The organism is Streptomyces maremycinicus (assembly GCF_001184025.1).
GTDB lineage: Bacteria > Actinomycetota > Actinomycetes > Streptomycetales > Streptomycetaceae > Streptomyces > Streptomyces maremycinicus.
On sequence record NZ_BBYG01000020.1, the window covers coordinates 256014 to 280222 of the forward strand.

Here is a 24209-nt window from a genome sequence, read left to right on the forward strand (position 1 = left end):
CTTCGGGGAGCCCCGAGTGGATCGCACCGCCCAGCTCATCGCCCGCCCGGCGGAGTACGCCGTTGCATACGATCCGGCGGCTCCGCCGGGTACGCCGCAGCTCGGAGCCCCGGCACCGGGGGCCCCGCACCTCGCGGCTCTGCGCCGCAGGGCGGCGGACGTACTGGCGGGCAACTGGACGGGGACGTCGACGGTTCCCTCCCCCGGTCTGTACCCGCACCAGTGGTCCTGGGACTCGGCCTTCGTCGCCATCGGCCTGCGGCACGTCTCGCCGCGCCGGGCGCAGACGGAGCTGGAGACGCTGCTGGACGCCCAGTGGGGCGACGGGCGCGTCCCGCACATCGTGTTCAACCCCTCCGTACCGCTCGACGCGTACTTCCCGAGCCCGGACTTCTGGCGCTCCTCGACCGCGGGGCGCGCTGCGGGCGCCCCGCGCACCGTACAGACCTCCGGCATCGTGCAGCCACCGGTGCACGCGCTCGCGGCCTGGCTGGTGCACTGCGCCGACCCGGGACTCTCGCGCGCCCGCGGCTTCCTCACCCGGGTGTACCCGAGGCTCGCCGCCTGGCACCGCTATCTGCTGCACCGCCGCGACCTGGGCGGGGGCGGGCTGGTGTCCGTCGTCCATCCGTGGGAGCAGGGCATGGACAACGCGCCGAGCTGGGACGCGCCGCTCGCCCGGGTCACCCCGGCCCCGGCCCGCTCCTTCCGGCGCGCCGACCTGGACCACGGGGCGCCGGAGGACCGTCCGACGGACCTGGACTACGGCCGGTACGTGCGGCTGGCCACGGAGTACCGGGACGGCGGATACCGCGACGGCGCCGTGCGGGACGGCGACGAGACGCCGGAATCCGTGGATATGACATGGCGGGACGGCAGCGGGCAGGACGCCGGAGCGCGGGACGCGGGAGTACGGGACGCGGGAGTACGGGACGCGAGAGTACGGGACGCGGGAGTACGGGGAGGCGGAGCGCGGGACGGAAGCGGGCGGGGCGGAGGAGTACGGGGAGGCGGGGCCGGGTCGGGGGGACAGGGCGTCGGGGGCGTGGAGTTCGCCGTAGAGGATCCCGCCTTCAACGCGCTGCTCATCGCCTCCGAGCACGCCCTCGCGCGCATCGCGGTCGAGCTGGGCGCGACCGGCACGGCCCGGCACGCGCGCGCGGAGCGGCTCACGGCGGCGCTCGTCGAGCGGCTGTGGGACCCGGCGGAGGGCATGTTCTTCTGCCGTGACCTGCGCGGCGGGGACCCGGACCCGGGCCGGCGCCCGCTCACCGGCGCCCTGATCCCCGAGCGGGGGGTCTCCGGGCTCGTCCCCCTCCTCCTGCCCGGCCTGCCGCGCGAGGTGGCCGCCGCGCTCGTCCGCACGCTGCGCGGCCCGCACTTCGGCCTGGGCGCCACCACCGGCCTCGTGCCCAGTTACGACCTGCTGGGCGAGGCCTTCGACCCGCACCGCTACTGGCGCGGCCCGGCCTGGTTCAACACGAGCTGGCTGCTCGAACGGGGCCTCAGGCTGCACGGCGACCAGGCCGACGCGGACGCGCTGCGCCGGGCCGTGCTGGACACCGCGGACACCTCCGACTTCGCGGAGTACGTCGACCCGTACACCGGCGAGGCCTGCGGCGCGACCGGCTTCAGCTGGACCGCCGCGCTCACGCTCGACCTGCTGCACGACGACACCACGTCAGGCACTGGTGTCATGGCCGGCCCGGGAACCCCGGCAGCCGGCACGGCTATCACGGCTCTCAAGGGAGGGGACCGGGGATGACGGACCGGCATCATCTGCTCGTGTACGGCGGGACGTTCGCCGCCGTGGGCGACCGCGGGGACATCAGTGGCGTACGGGGCTCCGGGGTGGCCGACGGATCCCCCGAGGGGTTGTTCGTACGGGACGCCCGGCACCTCAGCCGCTGGCAGCTGACGGTCGACGGCGCCGTACCGGAGGTGCTCTCGCCGGTCGCGGACGGGGACACCACACGGTGTGTGCTCGTCCCGCGCGGCGGCCGCAACGAGCCGCCGTCCTGCACGCTGTTCCGTGAACAGGCCGTCGGCGACAGCTCGTTCGTGGAATCGCTGCGGGTCGTCAGCAACCGGCCGGTGCCGACGACGGTCCGCCTCGCGGTCACCGCCGACGCCGACTTCACCGACCAGTTCGAACTGCGCTCGGACCACCGGACGTACGCGAAGACCGGCGTCGTCCGCCGCCGCCAGGTCCTCGACGACGGCGTGGAGTTCACCTACCGGCGCGGCGAGTGGAAGTCCTGTACGACGGTGACGGCCGAGCCCGTGCCGGACGGCGTCGAGGAGACCGGCACCGGCGCCCGTCGGCTGGTGTGGAAGCTGGAACTGGAACCGCACGGCTCCGCCGAGCTGACCCTGCGGGTGATGGCCCGGCCGCACGGTGAGAAACGGACCTTGCGGGTGCCCCGCTCCCCGGCCTCCGTCACCGGGCAACTTCTCGCGCGCGAGGGCGAGTTCGTGGAGGGCGTGGCCTTCCCGACCGGCTGGCCCGAGCTGGCCGCGGCCTGTGCGCGCGGTCTCGCGGACCTGGCCTCGCTCCAGGTCCAGGCGACCGGCCCGGACGGCGAGGAACTGCGCGTCCCGGCGGCGGGCGCCCCCTGGTTCCTCACCCTGCTGGGCCGTGACGCCCTGCTCACCTCGCTGTTCGCCCTCCCCTACCGGACCCGCCCGGCCGCCGCCACGCTGCTCGCGCTCGCCGCGGCCCAGGCCACCGAGACCGGCGCGCGGACGGTGTCCCAGCCCGGCAAGATCGTGCACGAGGTGCGGCACGGCGAGCTCGCCCACTTCGGGCAGGTCCCGTACGGCCGCTACTACGGCTCGGTGGACGCGACCCCGCTGTTCCTCGTACTGCTCGGCGCGTATGTCGAGCGGACCCGGGACGTGACGCTGGCCCGCCGGCTGGAGTCGCACGCCCGCGCGGCGGTCGGCTGGATGCTGGACCACGGCGGGCTCACCTCCCGCGGCTACCTGGTGTACCGGGCCGACCAGGGCGGTCTGGCCAACCAGAACTGGAAGGACTCCCCCGGCGCCATCTGCTCCGCGGACGGCACCCGCGCGACCGGGGCGGTGATGGCGGCGGGGGCCCAGGGCTACGCGTACGACGCGCTGCGCCGCACGGCGTGGGTGGCGCGCACGGTGTGGGAGGACGAGAAGTACGCGGCCCTGCTGGAACAGGCGGCCGCCGACCTGCGGGACCGGTTCCAGCGGGACTTCTGGATGCGCGAGCGTTCCTTCCCGGCGCTCGCCCTGGACGGCGAGGGCCGGCAGGTCGACGCGCTCGCCTCGGACGCCGGACATCTGCTCTGGTCGGGTCTGCTGGACAAGGAGTACGGGGAGCTCGTCGGCCGGCGGCTGCTCGAACCGGACTTCTTCTCCGGCTGGGGCGTCCGCACGCTGGCGTCCGGACAGCCGGCGTACCACCCGCTCTCCTATCACCGCGGCTCGGTCTGGCCGCACGACAACGCGCTGATCACGCTGGGTCTGGCCCGCTACGGTCTGCACGACGAGGCCCGTACGGTCGCGCACGCGCTGGTCGACGCGGCGACGGCGACCGGGCACCGTCTTCCCGAGGTGCTCGCGGGCTACGGCCGTGACACGCACGCGGAGCCGGTACCGTACCCGCACGCGTGTGTACGGGAGTCCCGTTCGGCGGCGGCCCCGTTGGCGCTGCTCACGGCGGTCGGGGGCGCGTAACCTCCCCTGGTCCGGCCCCGGTCCGGTCGCTTGGCGTGACGTTTGCGTGGTGTTTGCCGAGCGCTGGCCGAGGGGGACTGAACGCGAGCCGACGGCAGGCCGTACGAAACTGTGGCGGATCCGGCCCCATGCCGGATCCCCCGAACCGCCGGGCTTCGTACGGAAGGACCCTCGGGTGCCTGTCACCACTCGCTCATCCCAGCTGCCCACCCCGCAGGACCCCGAGGACGACACCCCGACGCCCGCGGAACCGCCGACCCGGCCGACGTCTCCTTCGCAGAACTCCCCCACGCCGGAGTCCTCTTCGTCGGAGACCGGCTCGGCGGAAGCCCGGCCGGCGGACGATCCGTCGGCGGAGATCCGCTCGGCGGAAGCCCCGTCGGCGGACGATGCGTCGGCGGAGACCGTCCCGCCCGAGGGCCGGTCGCAGCATCCGGACGCCGAGGGCAAGCCCGGCGAACCCGTCCAGGCCGACGACCCCTCGCCCGCCGACGCCACCGAACTCACCGAGGCGGGCAAACCCGAACCCACCGGCCCCGCCGGACCGGCCGAGCCCACCGAACTCACCGAGGTCGGCAAACCCGACCCCACCGAACCCACCGAGGCGGGCGAGCCCGAGGCCAGCGAACCCACCGACCCCGCCGGACCGGCCGGGGCCAACGCGCCCACCGACCCCGCCGGACCGGCCGAGGACGCCGGCCTCACCGATCCCGCCGCCCCAGGTGTGTCCGACGACGCCGGTCGGGCCGACGGCGTCGCGCGTCCCGCTCCCCGGGGATTCCGGGCGCGGGTCGCCCACTGGCGTGCGTGGCGGGAGCGGTATCCGCGGGTCGCCCGGGTGGTGTGGTGGACCGTGACCGTCGTCTCGCTGGTGCTCGTCTTCGGGGCGTTGTCGCTGCCGAATCGTCTCTTCGCGGTGCAGCCGAGCCGGTTCGTGCGGCTGCCGGGTGAGGCGATCATCGGCGCGGCCGCGCTGCTGGCACTGCCGCGCAGGCCCCGGGTGGCGCTGGCGGCGCTGGCCGGCGCGGCTCTCGGCGCGCTGACCGTGCTGAACGTGCTCGACATGCAGTTCGTGGAGTACCTGGGCCGTGACTTCGACCTGGTCCTGGACTGGACGCTGCTGGACGACGCGCGGTCGTACGTGGCGGACTCGATGGGCGGGACCGTCGCGCTGGCCGCGTCGATCGGGCTCGTCCTGCTCATCGTGCTGATCCTGGCCGTCATGGCGCTGGCGACGGTCCGGCTGAGCGACATCCTGACGCGCGACACCCGGCGGGCGACCCGGGGCACGCTGATCGCGGGCACCGTCTGGATCACCTGCTCCGTCCTCGGTGTCCAGTTCGCCGGTCTGCCGGTCGCCTCCGACCAGGTCGTGAACACGCTCACCTCCGAGGCCAGGCGGGTGCGGGCGACCCTCCAGGACGAGGCGACGTTCGGGAAGGTGGCCCGCAGCGACACGTTCGGCGCCACCCCGGCCGCCCAGCTCGTGCCGGATCTGCGCGGCAAGGACGTGATCTTCGCCTTCATCGAGAGCTACGGCCGCAGCGCCGTCGAGGATGCCGGCATCGCGCCGGGCGTCGACGCGACCCTCGACACCAGCACGGCGGCGCTGGCCAAGGCCGGTTTCAGCGCGAAGAGCGGCTGGCTGACCTCGGCGACGTACGGCGGCAGCAGCTGGCTCGGCCACTCGACGACTCTGTCCGGCCTGTGGGTCGACACCCAGCAGCGGTACCGGACGGCGATGAACAGCGACCACCTGTCCCTGACGAAGGCGTTCCAGAAGACCGGCGCCTGGGACACGGTCGGCATCATGCCGGGCGTGCAGAAGGGCTGGCCCGAGCAGAGGTTCTACGGCCTGGACAAGGTCTACAACGCCTTCCAGATGGGCTACCAGGGGCCGAAGTTCAGCTGGTCGACCATGCCCGACCAGTACGCCCTGGAGGCGTTCCAGCGGCTGGAGCACGGCCGCGCCGACCGCGACAAGCCGCTGATGTCGGAGATCATCCTGACCTCCAGCCACCAGCCCTGGGCGCCGATCCCGAAGATGGTCAGCTGGGACGAGCTCGGCGACGGCTCGGTGTTCGAGGGCATCGAGGCGGACGGCGAGAAGGCGTCCGACGTCATCGCGGACTCCGACCGGTCCAAGAAGGAGTACGGCAGGTCGATCCAGTACTCGGTGACCGCGCTGACCCAGTGGATGGAGCGCTACGGCACCGACGACACCGTCCTGGTGTTCCTCGGCGACCACCAGCCGATAAGCCGGGTCAGCGGCAACCACGCCAGCCGGGACGTGCCGGTCTCGATCGTCGCCAAGGACCCGAAGGTCCTCGACAAGATCGCCGCCTGGAACTGGACGGACGGACTGAAGCCGGCCCACGACGCCCCGGTGTGGAAGATGAGTTCCTTCCGCGACAAGTTCCTGACGGCGTACGGCTCGACCCCGCACCCGACGACGGGCTGAGACGCCGCCGGGCCGCGGGCCGGGCGTCCTCCGACAGCCCGGCGTCCCGCGGCCGCCCGGCGTCCCGCGGCCGCCCGGCGTCCTCCGGTGGCTCGCCGCCCTCGGGGGCGTCAGCCGCCGGAGGTGTCCAGTTCGGCGTCCTCGCTGATGCCCGCGCAGTCGTAGGGGTCCTTCAACCAGCCGTCCGGCAGCACGACCCTGTTGTTGCCGGAGGTGCGGCCCCGGGGGCCGTCGGCGCCGGTGGGCCAGGGCTGGTCGAGGTCCAGTTCGTCGAGACCGGCCCGGAGTTCGGCGAGGGTCGAGGTGATGGCCAGCCGCTTGCGCATCTCGGAGCCGACCGCGAAGCCCTTGAGGTACCAGGCGACGTGCTTGCGGAAGTCGATGACGCCGCGCGGCTCGTCGCCGATCCACTCGCCGAGGAGGGTGGCGTGCCGGACCATCACGTCGGCCACCTCGCGCAGGGACGGGCGGGCGATGGCCTCGGTGCGGCCCTCGAATGCGGCCACGAGGTCGGCGAACAGCCACGGCCGGCCGAGGCAGCCGCGGCCGACGACCACGCCGTCGCAGCCGGTCTCGCGCACCATGCGCAGCGCGTCCTCGGCCGACCAGATGTCGCCGTTGCCGAGGACGGGGATCTCCGGGACGTGTTCCTTCAGGCGGGCGATGGCTTCCCAGTCGGCGGTGCCGCCGTAGTGCTGGGCGGCGGTGCGGCCGTGCAGCGCGATCGCGGTGACGCCCTCCTCGACGGCGATCCGGCCGGCGTCGAGATAGGTGATGTGGTCGTCGTCGATGCCCTTGCGCATCTTCATCGTCACCGGGAGGTCGCCGGCCCCGCTCACCGCCTCCCGCAGGATCGCCCGCAGCAGGGGGCGCTTGAAGGGGAGTGCGGAGCCGCCGCCCTTGCGGGTCACCTTGGGGACCGGGCAGCCGAAGTTCAGGTCGATGTGGTCGGCGAGGCCCTCTTCGGCGATCATGCGGACGGCCTTGCCGACGGTGGCCGGGTCGACGCCGTACAGCTGGATCGAGCGCGGCTTCTCGGTCGCGTCGAAGTGGATCAGCTGCATGGTCTTCTCGTTGCGCTCGACCAGCGCCCGGGTCGTGATCATCTCGCTCACGAACAGGCCCTTGCCGCCGCTGAACTCCCGGCACAGGGTCCGGAAGGGAGCGTTGGTGATCCCGGCCATGGGGGCCAGGACGACCGGCGGGGTGACGGTGTGCGGGCCGATCCGGAGGGTCGCGTTCTGCGCGGGCGCGGTCGTGGGCATCCACCCATTGTCACGCATGGGACGGCGTGCCCCGCCTCCCGCTCCTCTTTACTTCATGTAGAGACCATTAGTTAGGCGCACTATCAATATCGGCGTACGATGGTCCGCATGCCCGAGCTCAGCCCTCGCCGTCGTCTTCTCGTCCTCGCCATCTGCTGCATGAGCCTGCTGATCGTGAGCCTCGACGTCACCGTCCTCAACGTCGCCCTGCCCGCGATGCAGAGCGACCTGCACGCCTCCACCGCCGGCCTCCAGTGGACGATCGACGCGTACACGCTGGTCCTGGCCGTGCTGCTGATGCTCGCGGGATCGACGGCCGACCGGATCGGCCGCAAGAAGGTGTTCATGGCCGGGCTGGTCGTGTTCACGCTCGGCTCGCTGCTGTGCTCGCTCGCCCCGAACCTGGAGCTGCTGATCGCGGCCCGGATGGTGCAGGCGGTCGGCGGTTCGATGCTGAACCCGGTGGCCATGTCGATCATCACCAACACGTTCACCGATCCGCGCGAGCGGGCCCGGGCGATCGGGGTGTGGGGCGCGGTCGTGGGCATCTCGATGGCCGCCGGCCCGCTGCTGGGCGGACTCCTGGTGGAGTCCGTCGGCTGGCGGTCGATCTTCTGGCTGAACCTGCCGATCGGCCTGGTCGCCCTGCTGGCCACCCTGCGGTACGTCCCCGAGTCCCGCGCGCCGAAGGCCCGCCGCCCCGACCCGGTCGGCCAGCTGCTGGTCATCGCCCTCTTCGGCCCCCTCACCTACGCGATCATCGAGGCGCCGGAGGCGGGCGTCTCGACCAGCCTGCCGTTCGCCGCGGTGGCGCTCGCCGCACTGATCGGCCTGCTCCGGTACGAGCCGCGCCGCGACGAACCCCTCGTCGACCTGCGCTTCTTCCGTTCGGTGCCGTTCAGCGGGGCGACCGTGGTCGCGGTCGGCGCGTTCGCCGCGCTGGGCGGCTTCCTCTTCCTGTCCACGCTGTACCTCCAGAACGTCCGGGGCCTGGACGCCCTGCACGCCGGGCTGTGGATGCTGCCCATGGCGGTGCCGATGTTCCTGTGCGCCCCGCTGTCCGGACGGCTGGTCGGCAGCCGGGGGCCGCGGCTGCCGCTGCTGATCTCGGGCGCCGCGATCACGACGAGCGGACTGCTGTTCGCCGTCTTCGAGGCCGAGACCTCCGACGTCACGCTGTTCCTCGGGTACGTGCTGTTCGGGGTGGGCTTCGGGTTCGTGAACGCGCCGATCACGAACACCGCGGTGTCGGGCATGCCGCGCGGTCAGGCGGGGGTCGCCGCGGCGGTCGCCTCCACCAGCCGCCAGCTGGGCCAGACGCTGGGCGTCGCGGTGATCGGCGCGGTCCTGGCGGCGGGCGTGAACACCGCGCGGTACCGCGACACCTTCGTCTCGGCCGCCCTGCCCGGCTGGTGGATCCTCGCCGGCTGCGGTGCCGTCGTCCTCGTCCTGGGCGCCGTGACCACCGGACCGTGGGCGCGGCGGACGGCGGAGCGGACCGCGCGACGGCTGGAGTCGCCGGAGGTCCGCGAGACGGCGAGCCTCGGCGTCTGACCCCGCTCCGGACAGTGACGGCGGTACCGGCGGCTCGGGCGGCTCAGGTGGTCCGCGTCGCCCGAGTGGTCCGCGCGAACGTGTACAGCTTCTCCAGCCGCTCGCGGGTCGCCTCGTCCACCGGCGCGTACGTCACCAGCCGCGCCCCGAGTTCCGGGCTCAGCCAGAGGTCGGTGTGGGTGAGGTCGAGGAGGCCGACGTGCGGGTTGCGGAACTGTTTGGTCTTGCCGCGGGTCGCGATGACCTCGTAGCGCTCCCAGTTCTCGCGGAACTCCGGTGACTCCGACTGGAGACGCCTGACCAGCATCTTCCAGGCGGGCTCGGTGAGATGGCCGGCCATGGAGGCGCGGAGCCTCGCCGCCATCAGGCGCATGGTCTCGTCGAGGTGGACGATCGACTCGCGCCACTGCGGGTGGGTGTGCACGAGGACCATGCAGTTGCGGTCCTCGGGCGGGATCGCGTCGAGGTCGCAGAGCAGATGGGCGTAGGTGCGGTTGTAGGCCAGGATGTCGTAGCGGCTGTTCTGGACGCAGGCGGGCAGCGGGTCGAGCTGGTCGAGCACCTCGCGCACGGCGTCGGTGACCCCGGCGCAGGACGAGGCGGGCGTCGGGTCGGTCGCGGCGGCCAGCTGGAAGAGGTGGGCCCGTTCGCTCGGGTCGAGCAGCAGCGTGCGGGCGAGGGCGTCCAGGACCTGGACCGAGACCTGGATGTCCCGGGACTGTTCGAGCCAGGTGTACCAGGTGACGCCGACCGCCGAGAGATGGGCGACCTCCTCGCGGCGCAGCCCCGGGGTCCGGCGGCGTGCTCCGCGCGGGAGGCCCACCTGCTCGGGTGTGATCCGCTCGCGGCGGCTGCGCAGGAAGGCGGCCAGCTCGTGGCGCCGGATCTCCGAGCCGCCGGCCCCGCGCGCCTCGCGGGCCTTCTGCACCTCGCGGGCCGCATCCGCCGCACGGGCTTCCTCCGCCGCACGGGCCGCCTGCGCCGCACGACCCGCCTGCGCCGCCTGCGCCGCACGGGCTTCCCGGGGCTCCTGAGCCTCCCGGGGCTCCGAAGCCTCCCGGGGCTCCTGAGCCTCCTGGGCTTCCTGGGGCTCCTGGGGCTCGCGGGTCCCCGTCCGGCGGCGGCTCGCCCGGGCCTCGCGCGCGTGTGCCTCCTGGGCCATCGTCGTCATGCCTCCAGCGTGCGGCCGCCCGGACCCTGTTGCCAGGTACTCCTTCTACCAGGATAAGAAGCATCTGGTACCCGGCTGGGCGGCGGCGCAGGCTCGGGAGCGTGACTGAAACCCTCACCACCCCGGCCGCCGTACGGACGAGCGCGGCACCCCGTGCGCTCGGTTCGCTCGGGTTGTTCACCGTGCTGCTCGGAGCGGCACTTCCGCTGATCGACTTCTTCATCGTCAACGTCGCCCTGCCCACGATGGGCCGGGATCTCGCGGCGAGCGAGTCCGTCCTCGAACTCGTCGTGGCCGGGTACGGGCTCGCGTACGCCGTCCTGCTCGTGCTGGGCGGCCGGCTCGGAGACCTGTTCGGCCGTCGCCGGCTCTTCCTGGGCGGTATGGCCGCCTTCGGCCTGACCTCGCTGGCCTGCGGGCTCGCGCCCGACGCGTGGTCACTGGTCGCGGCACGGGTCGCCCAGGGAGCGTCGGCCGCCGCGATGGTCCCGCAGGTGCTCGCCACCATCCAGTCGTCGACCGAGGGGCCGCGGCGCGCCAAGGCGATGAGCCTGTACGGCGCGACCGCCGGGCTCGCCATGGTCGCGGGCCAGATCCTGGGCGGCGTACTGGTCGCGGCGGACCTCGCCGGCAGCGGCTGGCGCTCGGTGTTCCTGGTGAACGTGCCCGTGGTGGTCGTCGGGCTCGTCCTCGCCGTCCGTGCCGTCCCGGAGACGCGTTCACCGCGTCCGGAGCCGGTGGACGGACCCGGCACCGTGCTCCTCGCCGCCGCCCTGCTGACACTGCTCGCCCCGCTCACCGAGGGCAGGGCTGCGGGCTGGCCGCTGTGGACGTGGCTGTCGCTGGCCGCGTTCCCGCTGGTGACGGGCGCGTTCCTGGCGGTGGAGCGGCGTGCCGACCGGCAGGGCCGTACCCCGCTGGTGCCGCCGAGCCTGTTCGCGCTCACTCCGCTGCGCCGGGGCCTGACGATCATGGTGCCGTTCGCGATCGGCTTCAGCGGGTTCATGTTCGTCATCGCCGTCGCGCTCCAGAGCGGGGCGGGACTGGGTCCGGTGCGGGCCGGTCTGGCGCTCGCGCCGATGGCGCTGGCGTTCTTCCTCGTCTCGCTGGCCGGGCCACGGCTGGTGACGCGGTTCGGGGCCCGGGTGGTGACGGCGGGTGCGGTGGTCCAGGCCGTGGGGGTCGTCCTCATCCTGCTGGCGGTGCGTGCCGACTGGCCGGACGTGGGTTTCGTCGCGCTGCTGCCGGGCGCGGCGGTCGCCGGTGCGGGACAGGCGCTCCAACTGCCCGTCGTCATGCGGATCGTGATGTCCGAGGTGCCGCCGGCCCGCGCGGGCGTCGGCAGCGGGGTGATGGTGACCACCCAACAGGCCTCGCTGGCGCTGGGGGTGGCCACCCTGGGCACCCTGTTCCTCTCCCTGGTCCCGGGGATGGGCATGCGCAACGCCCTGGTCACCACGCTGGTCGTGCAGTTGGGCGGGATCGTGGTGACGGGTCTGCTGAGCCTGCGGCTGCCGCGCCGGGTGGGGTGACCCGGGCCTCCCGGTCCGGGCCGGGGCACGACTCGGCTAACTCGACCGGGTGAAACCCCTGTTGATGTTGTTCTTGCTGCACACTCCTTGCTGGCCGAGATTTCGGGAGGCGTGGTGCTGGAGATCAACACGAGCAAGGTGAGCCGCTGGGACCAGCACGGTCGGGAGCATGTCGTCAGAGTGCGGCGCACCGGAGTGCAGCGCACGATCAGATGTGACACCTGCGGCTGGCGCAAGGGGGCGCAGTTCCTGCCCTGGCTGAAGGCCGAGGAGCACCTCGCCGAGGCGCATCAGGCGACGGTGGATCCCGCGGAGGGCCGCGAGCAGCGATGACTTCCGGCCGCCCCGGGGGTCATCAGGGGCGAAGAGAGTCGATCGCGCACCGGAAGGCCGGCCCATGAGCGCTCTGCACGAGACACTGCGACGGTACGTCGACGACGGCACCGTACCCGGAGCGGTGGGTCTGGTGGCCCGCGGCGACTCGGTGCAGGTGGTGACCGCCGGTGCGCGGGACGCCGAGGGCACCGCCCCGATGGACCGCGGGTCCCTGTTCCGGATCGCCTCGATCACCAAGCCGGTCACGGCGGCGGCGCTGCTGATGCTGGTGGAGGAGGGGCGGCTGGCCCTGGACTCGCCGGTGACCGAGTGGCTGCCCGAGCTGGCGGACCCGGTCGTGGTCCGCACGCCGTCCGCTCCCGTCGACGACGTGGTCCCGGCGGCCCGCCCGATCACGGTCGAGGACCTGCTGAGCTCCCGCCCCGGCTGGGGCTTCCCGGCCGACTTCTCCCTTCCCGCCGTCCAGGCCCTGTTCGGTGTGCAGAAGGACGGCCGGGCGCCGCAGGCCTACCCGGACCCGGACACCTGGCTGACGGACCTGGCCCGCGTCCCCCTGCTGCACCAGCCGGGCGAGGCCTGGCTGTACGGCACGGCCTCCGACCTCCAGGGCATCCTGATCGCGCGGGCGTCCGGCCGCCCGCTGCCCGAGTTCCTCGCGGAAAGGATCTTCGCGCCGCTGGGCATGAAGGACACGGCGTTCGAGGTCCCGAAGGAGCGGAGGGACCGCTTCACCACCGCCTACCGGCCCGACGGCGCGGGCGGGCTGGAGGTGGCGGACACCCCGGACGGCGAATGGAGCAGCGTTGCGGCCTTCCCGTCGGGCGGCGGCGGGCTGGTGTCCACGGCCGACGACTGGCTGGCGTTCGCGCGTCTCCTCCTGAACGGCGGCGCGGCGGGCGGCCGCACCCTCCTCTCCCCCACGTCGGTCGGCCGCATGACGACCGATCACCTGACGGCGGCGCAGCGGGAGACGGGGGCACTCTTCCTGGAGGGCCAGGGCTGGGGCTACGGCGGCTCGGTCGACGTCTCCCCCGTCGATCCCTGGAACGTCCCCGGCCGCTACGGCTGGGTCGGCGGCACCGGCACGGCGGCCCACATCGTCCCGAGTACGGGCACGGTGACGATCCTCCTCACCCAGGTGGCGATGGAGAACCCGACACCCACTCCCCTGATGCGGGACTTCTGGCGGTGTACGGCGCAGTGACCCGGCAGGCGGTCGTCCTGCCGTCCGGGAAGGCATCCGGGTGCGGCTCGTCGCTCAGGCGGACGCCGACTGGGCCCGCAGCCCCCGCAGCAGCAGGTCCACCAGGGCCGTGAAGTCCTGCTGGGCGCCCGGGCGCTCCCACACCCGGCTGTAGCCGGGGTCGTGGAAGCGGCCGGTGGCGTGGAAGACGGCGACGGCGGAGGTCCTAGGGTCGGGGGCCGTGAAGGCGCCGGAGGCGACTCCCGCCTCGATGATCCGGGTCAGCTGACCGGTCAGGTCGGCGAGGTGTTCCTCGACGACCTCGCCGGTCTCCCCGGTCAGCACCATGTAGGTGGCGAACAGCTCGGGGTCGTCGCCCGCCTTGCGCCGCTTGGCCTCGAAGAGCGCCGCGAGCCAGTCCCGCAGCCGGGTCTCCGGCGTGCGGGTCTCGTCGGCGGTGATGCCGGCGAGGGTCTCGGACGTACGGTCCAGCCACCGCTTCGTGACCGCCGCGCGCAGCGCCGCCTTCGTCCGGAAGTGCCGGTAGACACTGCCGTGACTGACCCCGAGCGCGCGCGCCACGTCGACCACGGTGGCCTTGGCGGGCCCGTGGCGGCGCAGCACTTCCTCGGTCGCCTCGAGGATGCGCTCGGCGGTCAGGGTCTCGGTGGTCGGTGACATGCTCAGACCGTACCCGGAGGTCGGGTCAGCGCTCGCTGTCGAGGTGGGCCATCGCGGCGGCCGAGTAGCGGTCACCGGCGGCGGCGTCGGCCGGGACGGCGTCCTCGATCGCGGCGAGGTCGGCGGCCTCCAGGACGACGTCCAGCGCGCCCAGCGACTCCGCCAGCCGCTCCCTGGTCCGGGCGCCGACCAGCGGCACGATGTCCTCGCCCTGGGCCAGCACCCAGGCGATCGCGATCTGCGCGACGGAGACGCCCTTCTGCTCGGCGATCTTCCGCAGGGCCTCGACCAGGTTCAGGTTGTGCTGGAGGTTGTCGCCCTGGAAGCGGGGCGAGTAGGCCCGGAAGTCGTTCGCGGCGAGCTTGCGGTCCGCGGTGAAGTGCCCGGAGATCAGCCCGCGCGACAGCACGCCGTACGCGGTGATGGAGATCCCCAGCTCACGGGTGACCGGCAGGATCGACCTCTCGATGCCGCGCGAGATCAGCGCGTACTCGATCTGGAGGTCGGCGATCGGCGCGGTGGCGGCGGCCCTGCGGATGGTCTCGGCGCCGACCTCGCTGAGGCCGATGTGCCGGACGTGCCCCTTCTCGACCAGCTCGGCGATCGCGCCGACCGTCTCCTCGATCGGGACGTCCGGGTCGAGCCGGGCGATGCGGTAGACGTCGATGTGATCGACCCCCAGGCGCTGGAGGGAGTAGGCGGCGAAGTTCCGCACGGCCGCCGGACGGCCGTCGTAGCCGCTCCAGCCGCCGTCCGGGTCCCTCAGGGCGCCGAACTTCACGCTGACCTGAGCCTGTTCACGGCGGGCGGCGGGAGCGGTGCGCAGCGCTTCGCCGATCAGCAGTTCGTTGTGGCCCATGCCGTAGAAGTCGCCGGTGTCCAGCAGGGTCACGCCGGCCTCGAGGGCGGCGTGGATCGTCGCGATCCCCTCGGCCCGGTCCGCGTCGCCGTACAGCGCGGACATGCCCATGCAGCCGAGGCCGAGGGCGGAGACCTGGGGACCGGTGGTGCCGAGGGAACGGGTTCGCATCGTCATGGGTACCAGCCTCGCATGACGACTGACAGATTTCAATATCTGTCAGTCGTCATCCGTCAGCTGTCACTTGTTGCCCGTTATGCGACACCCGTTACCTGTCATTCCATATCTGCCATCCGGCTGCCGTCCGGTCGACGGGCCGGGCACACCGAGGACAATGAGAGATGTCGGTGCGCAGTCACCCCGGCGGCGCCTGCCGCCGACCGAGCGGCCCTCCGCGCCGCCATGGAGGCTGCCATGAGCATCCGCATCGCCACCTTCAACATGGAGAACCTCTTCCGCCGGCCCACGGCCTTCCGCATCGAGGACCCGGCGAAGCGCAAGGAGATCCTGGACGACTTCGCGACGCTGGCCGAGCTGCTCGACCTGCCCGTGTACACGGCCGACGACCGGACGAAGATCGCCGGGCTCATCGAGAAGCACCGGGCGTACGAGATCGACCCGAAGAACCCGCCGCCGATCTACGTGAACCAGTCACGTCCGGGCAAGGACTCCGGGCTGTTCAAGACCACGGGGTCGGGAAAGAGCACCCACGTCGAGGTCACTGCCAAGGGCCGTTCCGCGTGGGCCGGTTGGGCCGAGCTGGGGCAGGACGACTTCGAGCTGACCGTGGTGCGCAACACCGGCCGGGTGGTCTCGGAGGTCGACGCCGACATCCTGCTCACCGTGGAGGTCGAGGACCGTCTCACCCTGGAGCGCTTCAACACGCAGGTGCTCGCGGGAGCACTCGGCAGGCGGCCGTATCCCTACGCCCTGCTGGTCGACGGCAACGATCCCCGGGGCATCGACATCGGGATCCTCAGCCGGCACCCGATCACGTCCCTGCGAACCCATATCTTCGACACCGGCCCCGAACGTCCCGACCTGCGACTCTTCAGCCGCGACTGCCCCGAGTTCGAGATCCAGCTCAACGGGACGCCCCTGGTGGTCCTCGGCAACCACCTGAAGAGCAAGTTCCAGGACAACCCCGACCTGCGCCTGGCCCAGGCGAAGCGGGTCGCGGAGATCTACCGGGCCGCTCTGGAGCGCACCCCGCACGTCGTCGTCGCCGGGGACATGAACGACGATCCGGACAGCGCCCCGGTCACCGTCCTGCGCGACACCGGGATGCGGGACGTGATGAGCCACCGCTCCTATCACGGGCTGCCCGGCACCCACGGGACCTGCAAGAGCGAGGCGAACAAGCTCGACTATCTCCTGCTCTCCCCCGAGCTGTGGCCGGAGGTCCAGCACGTCGGGCTGGAGACCCGTGGCATCTTCGCGAAGGACATCAAGTCCTTCGACACGGTGACCTCGAAGGGCACCGCGGCCTCCGACCACGCGGCGCTCTACGTGGACGTCGACCTGTAGACACGGACGAAGTGGCCCCAGGCCTCCGACCCGAACGCCAGCACACCCCGTCCGGGATCCTTGCTGTCCCGGACGGGGACGAGGGAGGTCACACCGTCGGCGACTTCGAGGCAGGCGCCGCCTTCCGAGTTGCTGTAGCTGCTCTTGCGCCATGTCACGTTGCTCAGGTCGACGGCTCGCACGGCACTTCCTCCAAGATGCGCAAGATGAACGTCCGCGACTCAGCAGGACTCAATGCCAGGTCACGAATCCCATCGTATCTGCGCTGCAATCCCTCAACCTTGCCGATTTCCTCGACCAGTTCACCCCTGACAACGTTCTCGGTGTGGGCCACGGTCCGGCCGTCCGGCAGCCGCAGGAACGTCACCGGGGTGTCCATCAGACCGTGCAGTCCGGTGCCGTGCGGCAGCACATACAGAGTGATGTTCGGCTGCTCCGACGCCTCCAACAGATACTCCAGCTGCCCCCGCCACTCCTGACGGTCGCGCAGTGAATTGCGCAGCACCGCCTCGGACAGGATGATGCGGAACGGCGGCGCTTCATCCCCCTCAAGCACCTTTCGCCGCCCGATGCGCGCTTCGATCTGCTGATCCAGCTCTTCACCCTTGAGGCCGCCCTCGGCGAGCAACTCGCTTGCGTACGCAGGCGTTTGCAGCAACCCGTGAATCGTGCCGCCCCCGTAGTGCCAGAGACTGATCGCCTCGGCCTCCAGCAACATGTACCGCCGATACTGCTCCTTGAACTGCGACGGGTCCGCCACCGCCAGCTCCCACAGCGTGAGCAGCATCGGGGTCGTCCCGTAGTGCTGGTCCAGCGCTTCGACGATCTCCGGGCTGCCCAGGCTCTGACCGCCCTCCATCTTCCCGAACGTCGAGGCGTTCCAGCCGAGCACGACCTCCAACTGCCGCAGGCTGTCACCCTTCTCGGTCCGCAGGAGGCGCAGTTCCTCCGCGAAGCGTCGCCGGGGTTCCTGGCTACGGCCCGTGATCACCCGCCTGGACGGCATCCGTTCCTCCGGAATTTGTGGAATATGCGCTGTCCGACGACGCCCCGCCCCACGTCAGCGGCGTGCCGATGCCGATCGAAGGCCATCCTGACAACGACCCCCACTACCCAGAGTAGCCCAACTGTCGCATTTAGTATGTAAGTTGGGTGAAAGGAGCGAAAGACATGCGCGACACGCAGCACGAGCCGGGTGCCCTGCTCTACGACCCGGCGACGGACAAGGTCGGGGAGTACCAGGACCGGTCCGGCCCTTACGCGATGCTCCGGCCGGTCGGCGGCGGCCGGGAGTGGCAGGCAGACCCGGCGGCGCTGCGGCCGGCGACCACCGAGGAGCGGCTGAGCGCGGGTGTGCGGGCGGCGAACCGGCGCGCCCGGACCGACGCGCCGTTCATGGTCGGCATCGGCACACCCCGGCCGCCCGTACCGGCACCGGACTGCGACGAGTGCGACGACCTGGCGTCACGACGGGAGCACGCCCGCGCCACGCACGACCGCAGCGCGGAGACGGACGCCAATGTGCTGCTGCGCGGCCACCAGCGGCGGGACCACCGCGCTTGAGAGGTGTGCGAGGCGTGAGCGGACGACCCGACGACTCCCGGTCGGCGCCGCCGGGGGTCAGATCTGGTTCGGCCGGGTACGACGAACGCCGGTGCCGGGCCCCCGGAAGGGGCCCGGCACCGGCGTTCAGGAAGAAACCCGAAGGAACCCGGGATCAGCAGCCGATCAGGCGGCCGGCGAGGTAGCTCTCGATCTGGTCGAGGGACACCCGCTCCTGCTTCATCGAGTCACGCTCGCGGACGGTGACCGCGTTGTCGTCGAGGGTGTCGAAGTCGACGGTGACGCAGTACGGCGTGCCGATCTCGTCCTGGCGGCGGTAGCGGCGGCCGATGGCACCGGCGTCGTCGAACTCGATGTTCCAGTTCTGGCGCAGCGCGGCGGCGAGGCCCTTGGCCTTGGGCGACAGCTCCGGGTTGCGGGACAGCGGCAGGACCGCGACCTTCACCGGGGCCAGGCGGTGGTCCAGGCGCAGGACGGTCCGCTTCTCCAGCTTGCCCTTGGCGTTGGGCGCCTCGTCCTCGATGTAGGCGTCGAGGAGGAAGGCGAGCATCGCGCGGCCGACACCGGCGGCGGGCTCGATGACGTAGGGGGTCCAGCGCTCCTGGGCCTCCTGGTCGAAGTAGGAGAGGTCCTGGCCGGAGGCCTTGGCGTGGGCGGAGAGGTCGAAGTCGGTGCGGTTGGCGACACCCTCCAGCTCGCCCCACTCGTTGCCGCCGAACTGGAAGCGGTACTCGATGTCAGCGGTGCGCTTGGAGTAGTGGGAGAGCTTCTCCTTCGGGTGGTCGTACCACCGCATGTTCTCCTCGCGCAGGCCCAGGCCGGTGTACCAGTTCCAGCGCTGCTCCATCCAGTACTCCTGCCACTTCTCGTCCTCGCCCGGCTTGACGAAGAACTCCATCTCCATCTGCTCGAACTCGCGGGTGCGGAAGATGAAGTTGCCGGGCGTGATCTCGTTGCGGAAGGACTTGCCCATCTGCGCGATGCCGAACGGCGGCTTGCGGCGCGAAGTGGTCTGCACCTGGGCGAAGTTGGTGAAGATGCCCTGGGCGGTCTCGGGGCGCAGGTAGGCGATGGAGCCGGTGTCCTGCGTGGGGCCGAGGTGGGTGGAGAGCAGACCCGAGAACTGCTTGGGCTCGGTGAACTGGCCCTTGTTGCCGCAGTTGGGGCAGTTCACGTCCGCCAGGCCGTTCTCCGGCAGGCGGTTGTGCTTGGCCTCGTACGCCTCTTCCAGGTGGTCCGCGCGGAACCGCTTGTGGCAGGAGGTGCACTCGGTCAGCGGGTCGGAGAAAGTGGCGACGTGGCCGGAGGCCACCCAGACCTCGGGGGCCAGGATGACGGACGAGTCGATACCGACCACGTCCTCGCGCGACGTCACCATGTAGCGCCACCACTGGCGCTTCAGGTTCTCCTTGAGCTCGACACCCAGCGGTCCGTAGTCCCAGGCGGCCTTCTGGCCACCGTAGATCTCACTGCACGGGAATACGAAGCCACGGCGCTTGCTCAGGCTGACGATGGTGTCGATCTTGTCGGCGGCCACGGTGCTCTCTTCATAACGACGACGGGCGACGAAGCGAGATGCTTCCAGAGAAGACTTCAGGGTACCGGCGGGGACTCCCCCTCGACCAAATCGGATCCCTACCCAGACCCTTACCCAGCCGTTACCAGGCCTTGTTGACAACGGTTTCCATATTTGTTGAAAATGACTGTCATGAACGTACGACGACGCCTCATATCCGGCACCGCGGTCGCGGCGGCCACCGCCCTCGGCCTCTGCACCCTCTCCGCCTGCTCCTCCGACAGCGCGGCCGCGGCCAACACGGACAAGTTCGACGTCGTCGCGTCGTTCTACCCGATGGCCTTCCTCGCCGAGGAGATAGGCGGCGACCACGTGAACGTCACCAGCCTCACCACGCCCGGCCAGGAACCGCACGACCTGGAGATCAGCGCCCAGCAGACCGCCGCGCTCCAGGAGTCCGACGCGGTGCTCTACCTCAAGGACCTCCAGCCCTCCGTCGACCAGGCGGTGGCGCAGTCCGAGATCAAGACCAAGATCGACGCCGCCTCCCTGACCACGCTGGAGAAACACGGCAACGAGGTCGGCGGCCACGCGGCCGAGCACGACGACCACGAGGACGAGGAGTCGTCCGGCCTCGACCCGCACATCTGGCTCGACCCGGTGCGCTACGCCCAGGTCGCCGAGGGCGTGGGCAAGGCCTTCGAGAAGGCCGACCCGGACCACGCGGCCGACTACCGGACCAGCACCGCGGCCCTCGTGAAGAAGCTCGACGCCCTGAACACGAAGTTCGAGAACGGGCTCGCGAACACCAAGACCAAGGTCTTCGTCACCACCCACGCCGCCTTCGGCTACCTCGCCGAGCGCTACGGCCTGACCGAGGAGGCCATCAACGGCCTCGACCCCGAATCGGAGCCCAGCGCCGCCCGCGTGAGGGAGCTTGAGAAGATGGCGAAGGCCGACGGCGTCACGACCGTGTTCTACGAGACGCTCGTCAGCGACAAGACCGCGAAGACCATCGCCTCCGACGCGAACCTCAAGACCGACGTCCTCGACCCGATCGAGGGCATCACGAAGAAGTCCCGGGGCACGGACTACTTCTCGGTCCAGGAAGCGAACCTCGAGGCGCTGAAGACAGCCCTGGGAACGAAGTGAATCTCCAGTGATCTCTACGGAGGGCGTCATGGACGCGAGCGTCACCGACGCGAAGGCCGAGTCCGTCATCTCCCTGCGCGGGGTCCGCGCGGAGCTGGGCGCCCGCCCCGTCCTGCGGGGCGTCGACCTCACCGTGCGGCGCGGTGAGGTCGTCGCCCTGCTCGGCGCGAACGGCTCGGGCAAGTCGACCGCCGTACGCACCGTGATCGGGCAGGTCCAGGTCAGCGCGGGCGAGGTCGAGCTGTTCGGCACACCCCGGCGCAGGTTCCGGGACTGGGCGCGGATCGGCTACGTGCCCCAGCGCACGACGGCCGCCGGCGGGGTCCCCGCCACGGTGACGGAGGTCGTCTCCTCGGGCCGCCTCTCCCGCACCCGCTTCGGCGTCTTCCGCAAGGCCGACCGGGAGGCCGTCCGGCGCGCACTGGACCTCGTCGGCATGGCCGACCGGGCCCGGGACAACGTCGACGCCCTCTCCGGCGGCCAGCACCAGCGCGTGCTCATCGCCCGCGCGCTGGCCGCCGAACCCGAACTGCTGATCATGGACGAGCCCATGGCCGGCGTCGACCTGGCCAGCCAGGAGGTGCTGGCGCGGACCCTGAAGGACCAGGTCGCGGCCGGTACGACGGTCCTGCTCGTGCTGCACGAGCTGGGCCCGCTGGAGCCCCTGATCGACCGGGCGGTCGTCCTGCGCGACGGCTGCGTCCTGCACGACGGACCGCCCACACCGGCCGTCGGCCAGCACGCCCTGCCCGGTCACGACCACGTACACCCGCACGCACCCGCGGGCGCCGAACCGATCCGCACGGGACTGCTGAGCTGATGGACTTCCTGAACTACGCCTTCATGCAGCGGGCGCTGCTGGCCGCCGTCCTGGTCGGCATCACGGCCCCCGCCGTAGGCATCTACCTCGTCCAGCGCCGCCAGGCCCTCATGGGCGACGGCATCGGCCATGTCGCGATGACCGGCGTCGGCCTGGGCTTCCTGCTCTCCTGGTCCCCGGTGTGGATGGCCACCGCCATCTCCGTCCTGGGCGCGGTGACCATGGAACTGATCCGCTGGTACGGAAAGACCCGCGGCGACATCGCCCTCGCCATGCTCTTCTACGGCGGTATGGCGGGCGGCGTGATGTTCATCAACCTCGCGCCCGGCGGCTCGAACGCCAACCTGACGTCGTACCTGTTCGGATCGCTGTCGACCGTCTCCGAGTCGGACGTCACGGCGATCTGTCTGCTCGCGGCCTTCGTGGTCGTCGTCACGCTCGGCCTGCGCCGCCAGCTCTTCGCGGTCAGCCAGGACGAGGAGTTCGCCCGGGTGACCGGTCTGCCGGTCCGCGCGCTGAACCTGCTGACGGCGATCACGGCGGCGGTCACCGTGACGGTGGCGATGCGGGTGGTGGGGCTGCTCCTGGTGTCGGCCCTGATGGTGGTGCCGGTGGCCGCGGCCCAGCAGCTCAGCCGCAGCTTCGCCGCCACCTTCGCGATCGCGGTGGCGATCGGCGTGACGGTGGCCATCGGCGGCACGGTCACCTCGTACTACCAGGACGTGCCGCCCGGCGCGACGATCGTCCTGCTGACCATCGCCGCGTTCATCGCACTGAGCGTCCTGGCCGCTCCGCTGGCCCGGCGCCGCGCCCGCGCGCTGGCGGCGGCGCACCCCGGCGGCGACCCGGCGGAGTGCGCGATTCCGGCCACCCGGGCTGCCGGGGACGAGGTCGGCGTCTGACCGCGCACAGCCGGTGCTGGCACAATGGCCCGGCAAGCCGCAGACGTGAGGAGGCAACGGTGACAACCGCTGGACCGCCCGTGAAGGGCCGTTCCACCCGGCAGCGTGCCGCCGTGGCGGCGGCGCTCGACGAGGTCGACGAGTTCCGCAGTGCCCAGGATCTGCACGACATGCTCAAGCACAAGGGCGACTCGGTGGGCCTGACCACGGTCTACCGCACCCTCCAGTCGCTCGCCGACGCGGGCGAGGTCGACGTCCTGCGCACCTCGGACGGCGAGTCGGTGTACCGCCGCTGCTCCACCGGCGAGCACCACCACCACCTCGTCTGCCGGGTCTGCGGCAAGGCCGTGGAGGTGGAGGGCCCGGCGGTGGAGAAGTGGGCCGAGGCCATCGCCGCGGAGCACGGCTACGTCAATGTGGCCCACACGGTGGAGATCTTCGGCACGTGTTCCGACTGCGCGGGTGCCTCCGGCGGTTGAGCGGTTGTGGGTGCGGGTCGGGTTACCGGACCCTGGGGGCTGCCCCCCCAGACCCCCCTTCGGCCCTGAACGGGCCTCGTCCTCGAACGCCGGACGGGCTGAATGCTCAGCTGCGGCCGAAGCAGCGTTCCAGTTCGTCGAGGTCGTAGAACTTGCTGCCCTTGGCCATCGGGGCGCAGGCGGGCTTGAAGGACGTCTCCTGCTCGTTGTAGAGCATGCGGACCAGGAAGCGGCCGTTGTTCTCGTAGACGTCCCACTGGATGTTCGAGGCGAGGGGGGCCACCTCGGCGCCGCGCCACGGGTTCGAGGCGTAGGTGTACGGGCGGGCCGCGGTGACCGGCTCCGTGCTGCCGGGCAGGCCCATCAGGGCGGCCAGCGGGATGATCTCCTCGGCGTGGGTGAACCGGAGTTCGGCGCCCAGGGTGCCGGTGCCGGACCGCTCGGCCTCCGCCCGCTCGAAGAAGTCGTCGAGCAGGACGTCCGCCATCTTGTACGTGATGTCGCTGTCGGCGAAGCCGGGACCCTTCTCGTAGAAGTCCTCGGCGTCGCCGAGGTACCCGAACCAGGCGGCGTCGGAGGCGGAGATGTACCGCTGCATCCCCCAGCCCTTCCCGCCCGGGCTCTCCTGGCTCATCGCGGGGGCGATGGCGTACAGGGCGTGGACGGCCCGGGCGGCGTCGACCCGGGCGGCGCCGCCGAGCTGCTCGACGAAGGGGGCCGTGAACAGGCGCCGCAGGACGTCCGCCGCGGCCCGGTGGGTCTTCGGCTGGTCGGTGATCTTCGCCAGGGTGTCCGCGAGGCGCTGGTCGTTCGCGATGTAGTCGCGGTAGGCCGCGCCGCCGTCGGCCTTGTGGAAGTAGAGCAGGTCCTTGTCGGTGCGGGTCGTGCCGATCAGCGGCTTCAGGGCCGGGTAGGTGTCGGCGAGGGCGCCCGCGTACAGGTCGGCGCTGTCGGTGGCCCGGGTCTGCCCGGAGCTGACGACGTCGATCTTCTCGCCGTCGCGGGCGATCCCGGCGAAGAGGGACGGCAGACGCTCGGCCGTGCGGACGGCCGTGTCCTGGATCTCCTTCTTGCCGAGGCCGCTCAGGTCGCCGTAGCCGACCTTCGCCATGGCGGCCTGGAGGGCGCGCACCTTCGGGCCGAACTCCTTGCCTTTGCCGGTGAGTTGGCCCGCCGCCTCGGCCTTGTCCCAGAGCGCGAGGATCAGGTCGGCGTCTTCGCCGTCGGAGGCGGAACGCGAACCGTGCCGGGAGACGTTCTCCGTGAAGACGGGCGTGAAGCCGGCCGGCGGCCGCTGGTAGGAGCGGGCGCTCTGCCCGGGCGCGTAGGTGGCTTTCGTGCCGTAGCTGTCGCGGTGCGCCAGGTGCGCGCCGGAACCGCCGGTGTCGGCGGCGTGGGCGGGCAGTGCGGTGAGCACCAGCGCGCCGAGAGCGGTGGCGAGGGCGGGGGTGACGCGGTTCATGTGCGGGCCGTTTCAGCGAGCGGGAGACCGGGACG

At 71.6% G+C, this 24209-nt stretch carries 21 protein-coding genes; 13 read left to right on the forward strand and 8 right to left on the reverse strand.

What is annotated here, in order from left to right; all coding sequences use genetic code 11:
* Positions 1-16: 16 nt before the first annotated feature.
* The 3 genes from AOQ37_RS31580 to AOQ37_RS31590 all read left to right on the forward strand — a co-directional run bounded on the left by AOQ37_RS31580 (position 17) and on the right by AOQ37_RS31590 (position 6172).
* Entirely contained in the window at positions 17-1765 is a 1749-nt protein-coding gene (locus tag AOQ37_RS31580; RefSeq protein ID WP_062649413.1) for an MGH1-like glycoside hydrolase domain-containing protein, read from the forward strand.
* Complete coding sequence (locus AOQ37_RS31585) at positions 1762-3711, forward strand: amylo-alpha-1,6-glucosidase (RefSeq protein ID WP_062649415.1); 1950 nt, start codon at positions 1762-1764, stop codon at positions 3709-3711. The genes AOQ37_RS31580 and AOQ37_RS31585 overlap by 4 nt, the downstream gene beginning before the upstream one ends.
* A 724-nt stretch (positions 3712-4435) precedes the next feature.
* Complete coding sequence (locus AOQ37_RS31590; protein ID WP_062649546.1) at positions 4436-6172, forward strand: alkaline phosphatase family protein; 1737 nt, start codon at positions 4436-4438, stop codon at positions 6170-6172.
* A gap of 110 nt (positions 6173-6282) precedes the next feature.
* Here the strand turns inward: AOQ37_RS31590 and dusB are convergent, their stop codons facing one another.
* On the reverse strand, positions 6283-7437 hold the full coding sequence (gene dusB / locus AOQ37_RS31595; RefSeq protein WP_062649417.1) for a tRNA dihydrouridine synthase DusB: 1155 nt from the start codon (positions 7435-7437) through the stop codon (positions 6283-6285).
* 108 nt (positions 7438-7545) lie between these two features.
* Here dusB and AOQ37_RS31600 point away from each other — a divergent pair, with 108 nt between their 5' ends.
* Positions 7546-8991, forward strand: coding sequence for an MFS transporter (locus AOQ37_RS31600; RefSeq protein ID WP_062649420.1), 1446 nt, complete (start codon positions 7546-7548; stop codon positions 8989-8991).
* A 43-nt stretch (positions 8992-9034) separates the two neighbouring features.
* Here AOQ37_RS31600 and AOQ37_RS31605 read toward each other — a convergent pair whose 3' ends face one another.
* On the reverse strand, positions 9035-9919 hold the full coding sequence (locus AOQ37_RS31605; RefSeq protein WP_062649548.1) for a helix-turn-helix transcriptional regulator: 885 nt from the start codon (positions 9917-9919) through the stop codon (positions 9035-9037).
* A gap of 344 nt (positions 9920-10263) precedes the next feature.
* On the opposite strand from AOQ37_RS31605, the gene AOQ37_RS31610 reads away from it, so the two are divergent.
* The 3 genes from AOQ37_RS31610 to AOQ37_RS31620 all read left to right on the forward strand — a co-directional run bounded on the left by AOQ37_RS31610 (position 10264) and on the right by AOQ37_RS31620 (position 13234).
* Complete coding sequence (locus tag AOQ37_RS31610) at positions 10264-11694, forward strand: MFS transporter (protein WP_062649422.1); 1431 nt, start codon at positions 10264-10266, stop codon at positions 11692-11694.
* Between the two features lie 114 nt (positions 11695-11808).
* Complete coding sequence (locus AOQ37_RS31615; protein ID WP_062649426.1) at positions 11809-12027, forward strand: hypothetical protein; 219 nt, start codon at positions 11809-11811, stop codon at positions 12025-12027.
* A 64-nt stretch (positions 12028-12091) separates the two neighbouring features.
* Complete coding sequence (locus tag AOQ37_RS31620) at positions 12092-13234, forward strand: serine hydrolase domain-containing protein (protein WP_062649428.1); 1143 nt, start codon at positions 12092-12094, stop codon at positions 13232-13234.
* Between the two features lie 54 nt (positions 13235-13288).
* Here AOQ37_RS31620 and AOQ37_RS31625 read toward each other — a convergent pair whose 3' ends face one another.
* Both AOQ37_RS31625 and AOQ37_RS31630 read right to left on the reverse strand, forming a co-directional pair.
* Positions 13289-13894, reverse strand: a complete 606-nt coding sequence (locus tag AOQ37_RS31625) for a TetR/AcrR family transcriptional regulator (RefSeq protein WP_062649429.1) — start codon at positions 13892-13894, stop codon at positions 13289-13291.
* A 25-nt stretch (positions 13895-13919) separates the two neighbouring features.
* On the reverse strand, positions 13920-14930 hold the full coding sequence (locus AOQ37_RS31630) for an aldo/keto reductase (RefSeq protein ID WP_062649430.1): 1011 nt from the start codon (positions 14928-14930) through the stop codon (positions 13920-13922).
* Between the two features lie 237 nt (positions 14931-15167).
* Here AOQ37_RS31630 and AOQ37_RS31635 point away from each other — a divergent pair, with 237 nt between their 5' ends.
* Entirely contained in the window at positions 15168-16280 is a 1113-nt protein-coding gene (locus AOQ37_RS31635; RefSeq protein WP_062649431.1) for an endonuclease/exonuclease/phosphatase family protein, read from the forward strand.
* On the opposite strand, the gene AOQ37_RS31640 is transcribed toward AOQ37_RS31635, so the two are convergent.
* The gene (locus AOQ37_RS31640; RefSeq protein WP_062649432.1) at positions 16259-16462 is read right to left on the reverse strand and encodes a DUF397 domain-containing protein; all 204 of its coding nucleotides are present in this window, start codon (positions 16460-16462) and stop codon (positions 16259-16261) included. The genes AOQ37_RS31635 and AOQ37_RS31640 overlap by 22 nt on opposite strands.
* Positions 16444-17286, reverse strand: coding sequence for a helix-turn-helix domain-containing protein (locus tag AOQ37_RS31645; protein ID WP_062649433.1), 843 nt, complete (start codon positions 17284-17286; stop codon positions 16444-16446). Before AOQ37_RS31645 ends, AOQ37_RS31640 begins: the two co-directional genes overlap by 19 nt.
* A 164-nt stretch (positions 17287-17450) precedes the next feature.
* Between AOQ37_RS31645 and AOQ37_RS31650 the strand changes: the two genes are divergently transcribed.
* A complete protein-coding gene (locus AOQ37_RS31650; protein ID WP_062649435.1) occupies positions 17451-17843 on the forward strand; it encodes a hypothetical protein in 393 nt (130 codons plus the stop codon).
* A gap of 154 nt (positions 17844-17997) precedes the next feature.
* Here the strand turns inward: AOQ37_RS31650 and AOQ37_RS31655 are convergent, their stop codons facing one another.
* Positions 17998-19380, reverse strand: coding sequence for a glycine--tRNA ligase (locus AOQ37_RS31655; RefSeq protein WP_062649437.1), 1383 nt, complete (start codon positions 19378-19380; stop codon positions 17998-18000).
* 171 nt (positions 19381-19551) lie between these two features.
* Here AOQ37_RS31655 and AOQ37_RS31660 point away from each other — a divergent pair, with 171 nt between their 5' ends.
* Genes AOQ37_RS31660 through AOQ37_RS31675 form a run of 4 tightly spaced genes read left to right on the forward strand, consistent with a single transcriptional unit; the run spans position 19552 to position 22712 of the window.
* The gene (locus tag AOQ37_RS31660) at positions 19552-20511 is read left to right on the forward strand and encodes a metal ABC transporter substrate-binding protein (protein ID WP_062649439.1); all 960 of its coding nucleotides are present in this window, start codon (positions 19552-19554) and stop codon (positions 20509-20511) included.
* A 28-nt stretch (positions 20512-20539) separates the two neighbouring features.
* Positions 20540-21331, forward strand: a complete 792-nt coding sequence (locus AOQ37_RS31665; protein ID WP_062649441.1) for a metal ABC transporter ATP-binding protein — start codon at positions 20540-20542, stop codon at positions 21329-21331.
* Entirely contained in the window at positions 21331-22233 is a 903-nt protein-coding gene (locus tag AOQ37_RS31670) for a metal ABC transporter permease (protein ID WP_062649443.1), read from the forward strand. The genes AOQ37_RS31665 and AOQ37_RS31670 overlap by 1 nt, the downstream gene beginning before the upstream one ends.
* A gap of 59 nt (positions 22234-22292) precedes the next feature.
* A complete protein-coding gene (locus AOQ37_RS31675; RefSeq protein ID WP_028806487.1) occupies positions 22293-22712 on the forward strand; it encodes a Fur family transcriptional regulator in 420 nt (139 codons plus the stop codon).
* A gap of 106 nt (positions 22713-22818) precedes the next feature.
* Here the strand turns inward: AOQ37_RS31675 and AOQ37_RS31680 are convergent, their stop codons facing one another.
* Positions 22819-24174 carry a histidine-type phosphatase gene (locus AOQ37_RS31680; RefSeq protein ID WP_062649445.1) on the reverse strand — a complete coding sequence of 452 codons (1356 nt, stop codon included), beginning with the start codon at positions 24172-24174 and terminating at the stop codon, positions 22819-22821.
* Between the last annotated feature and the right edge of the window lie 35 nt (positions 24175-24209).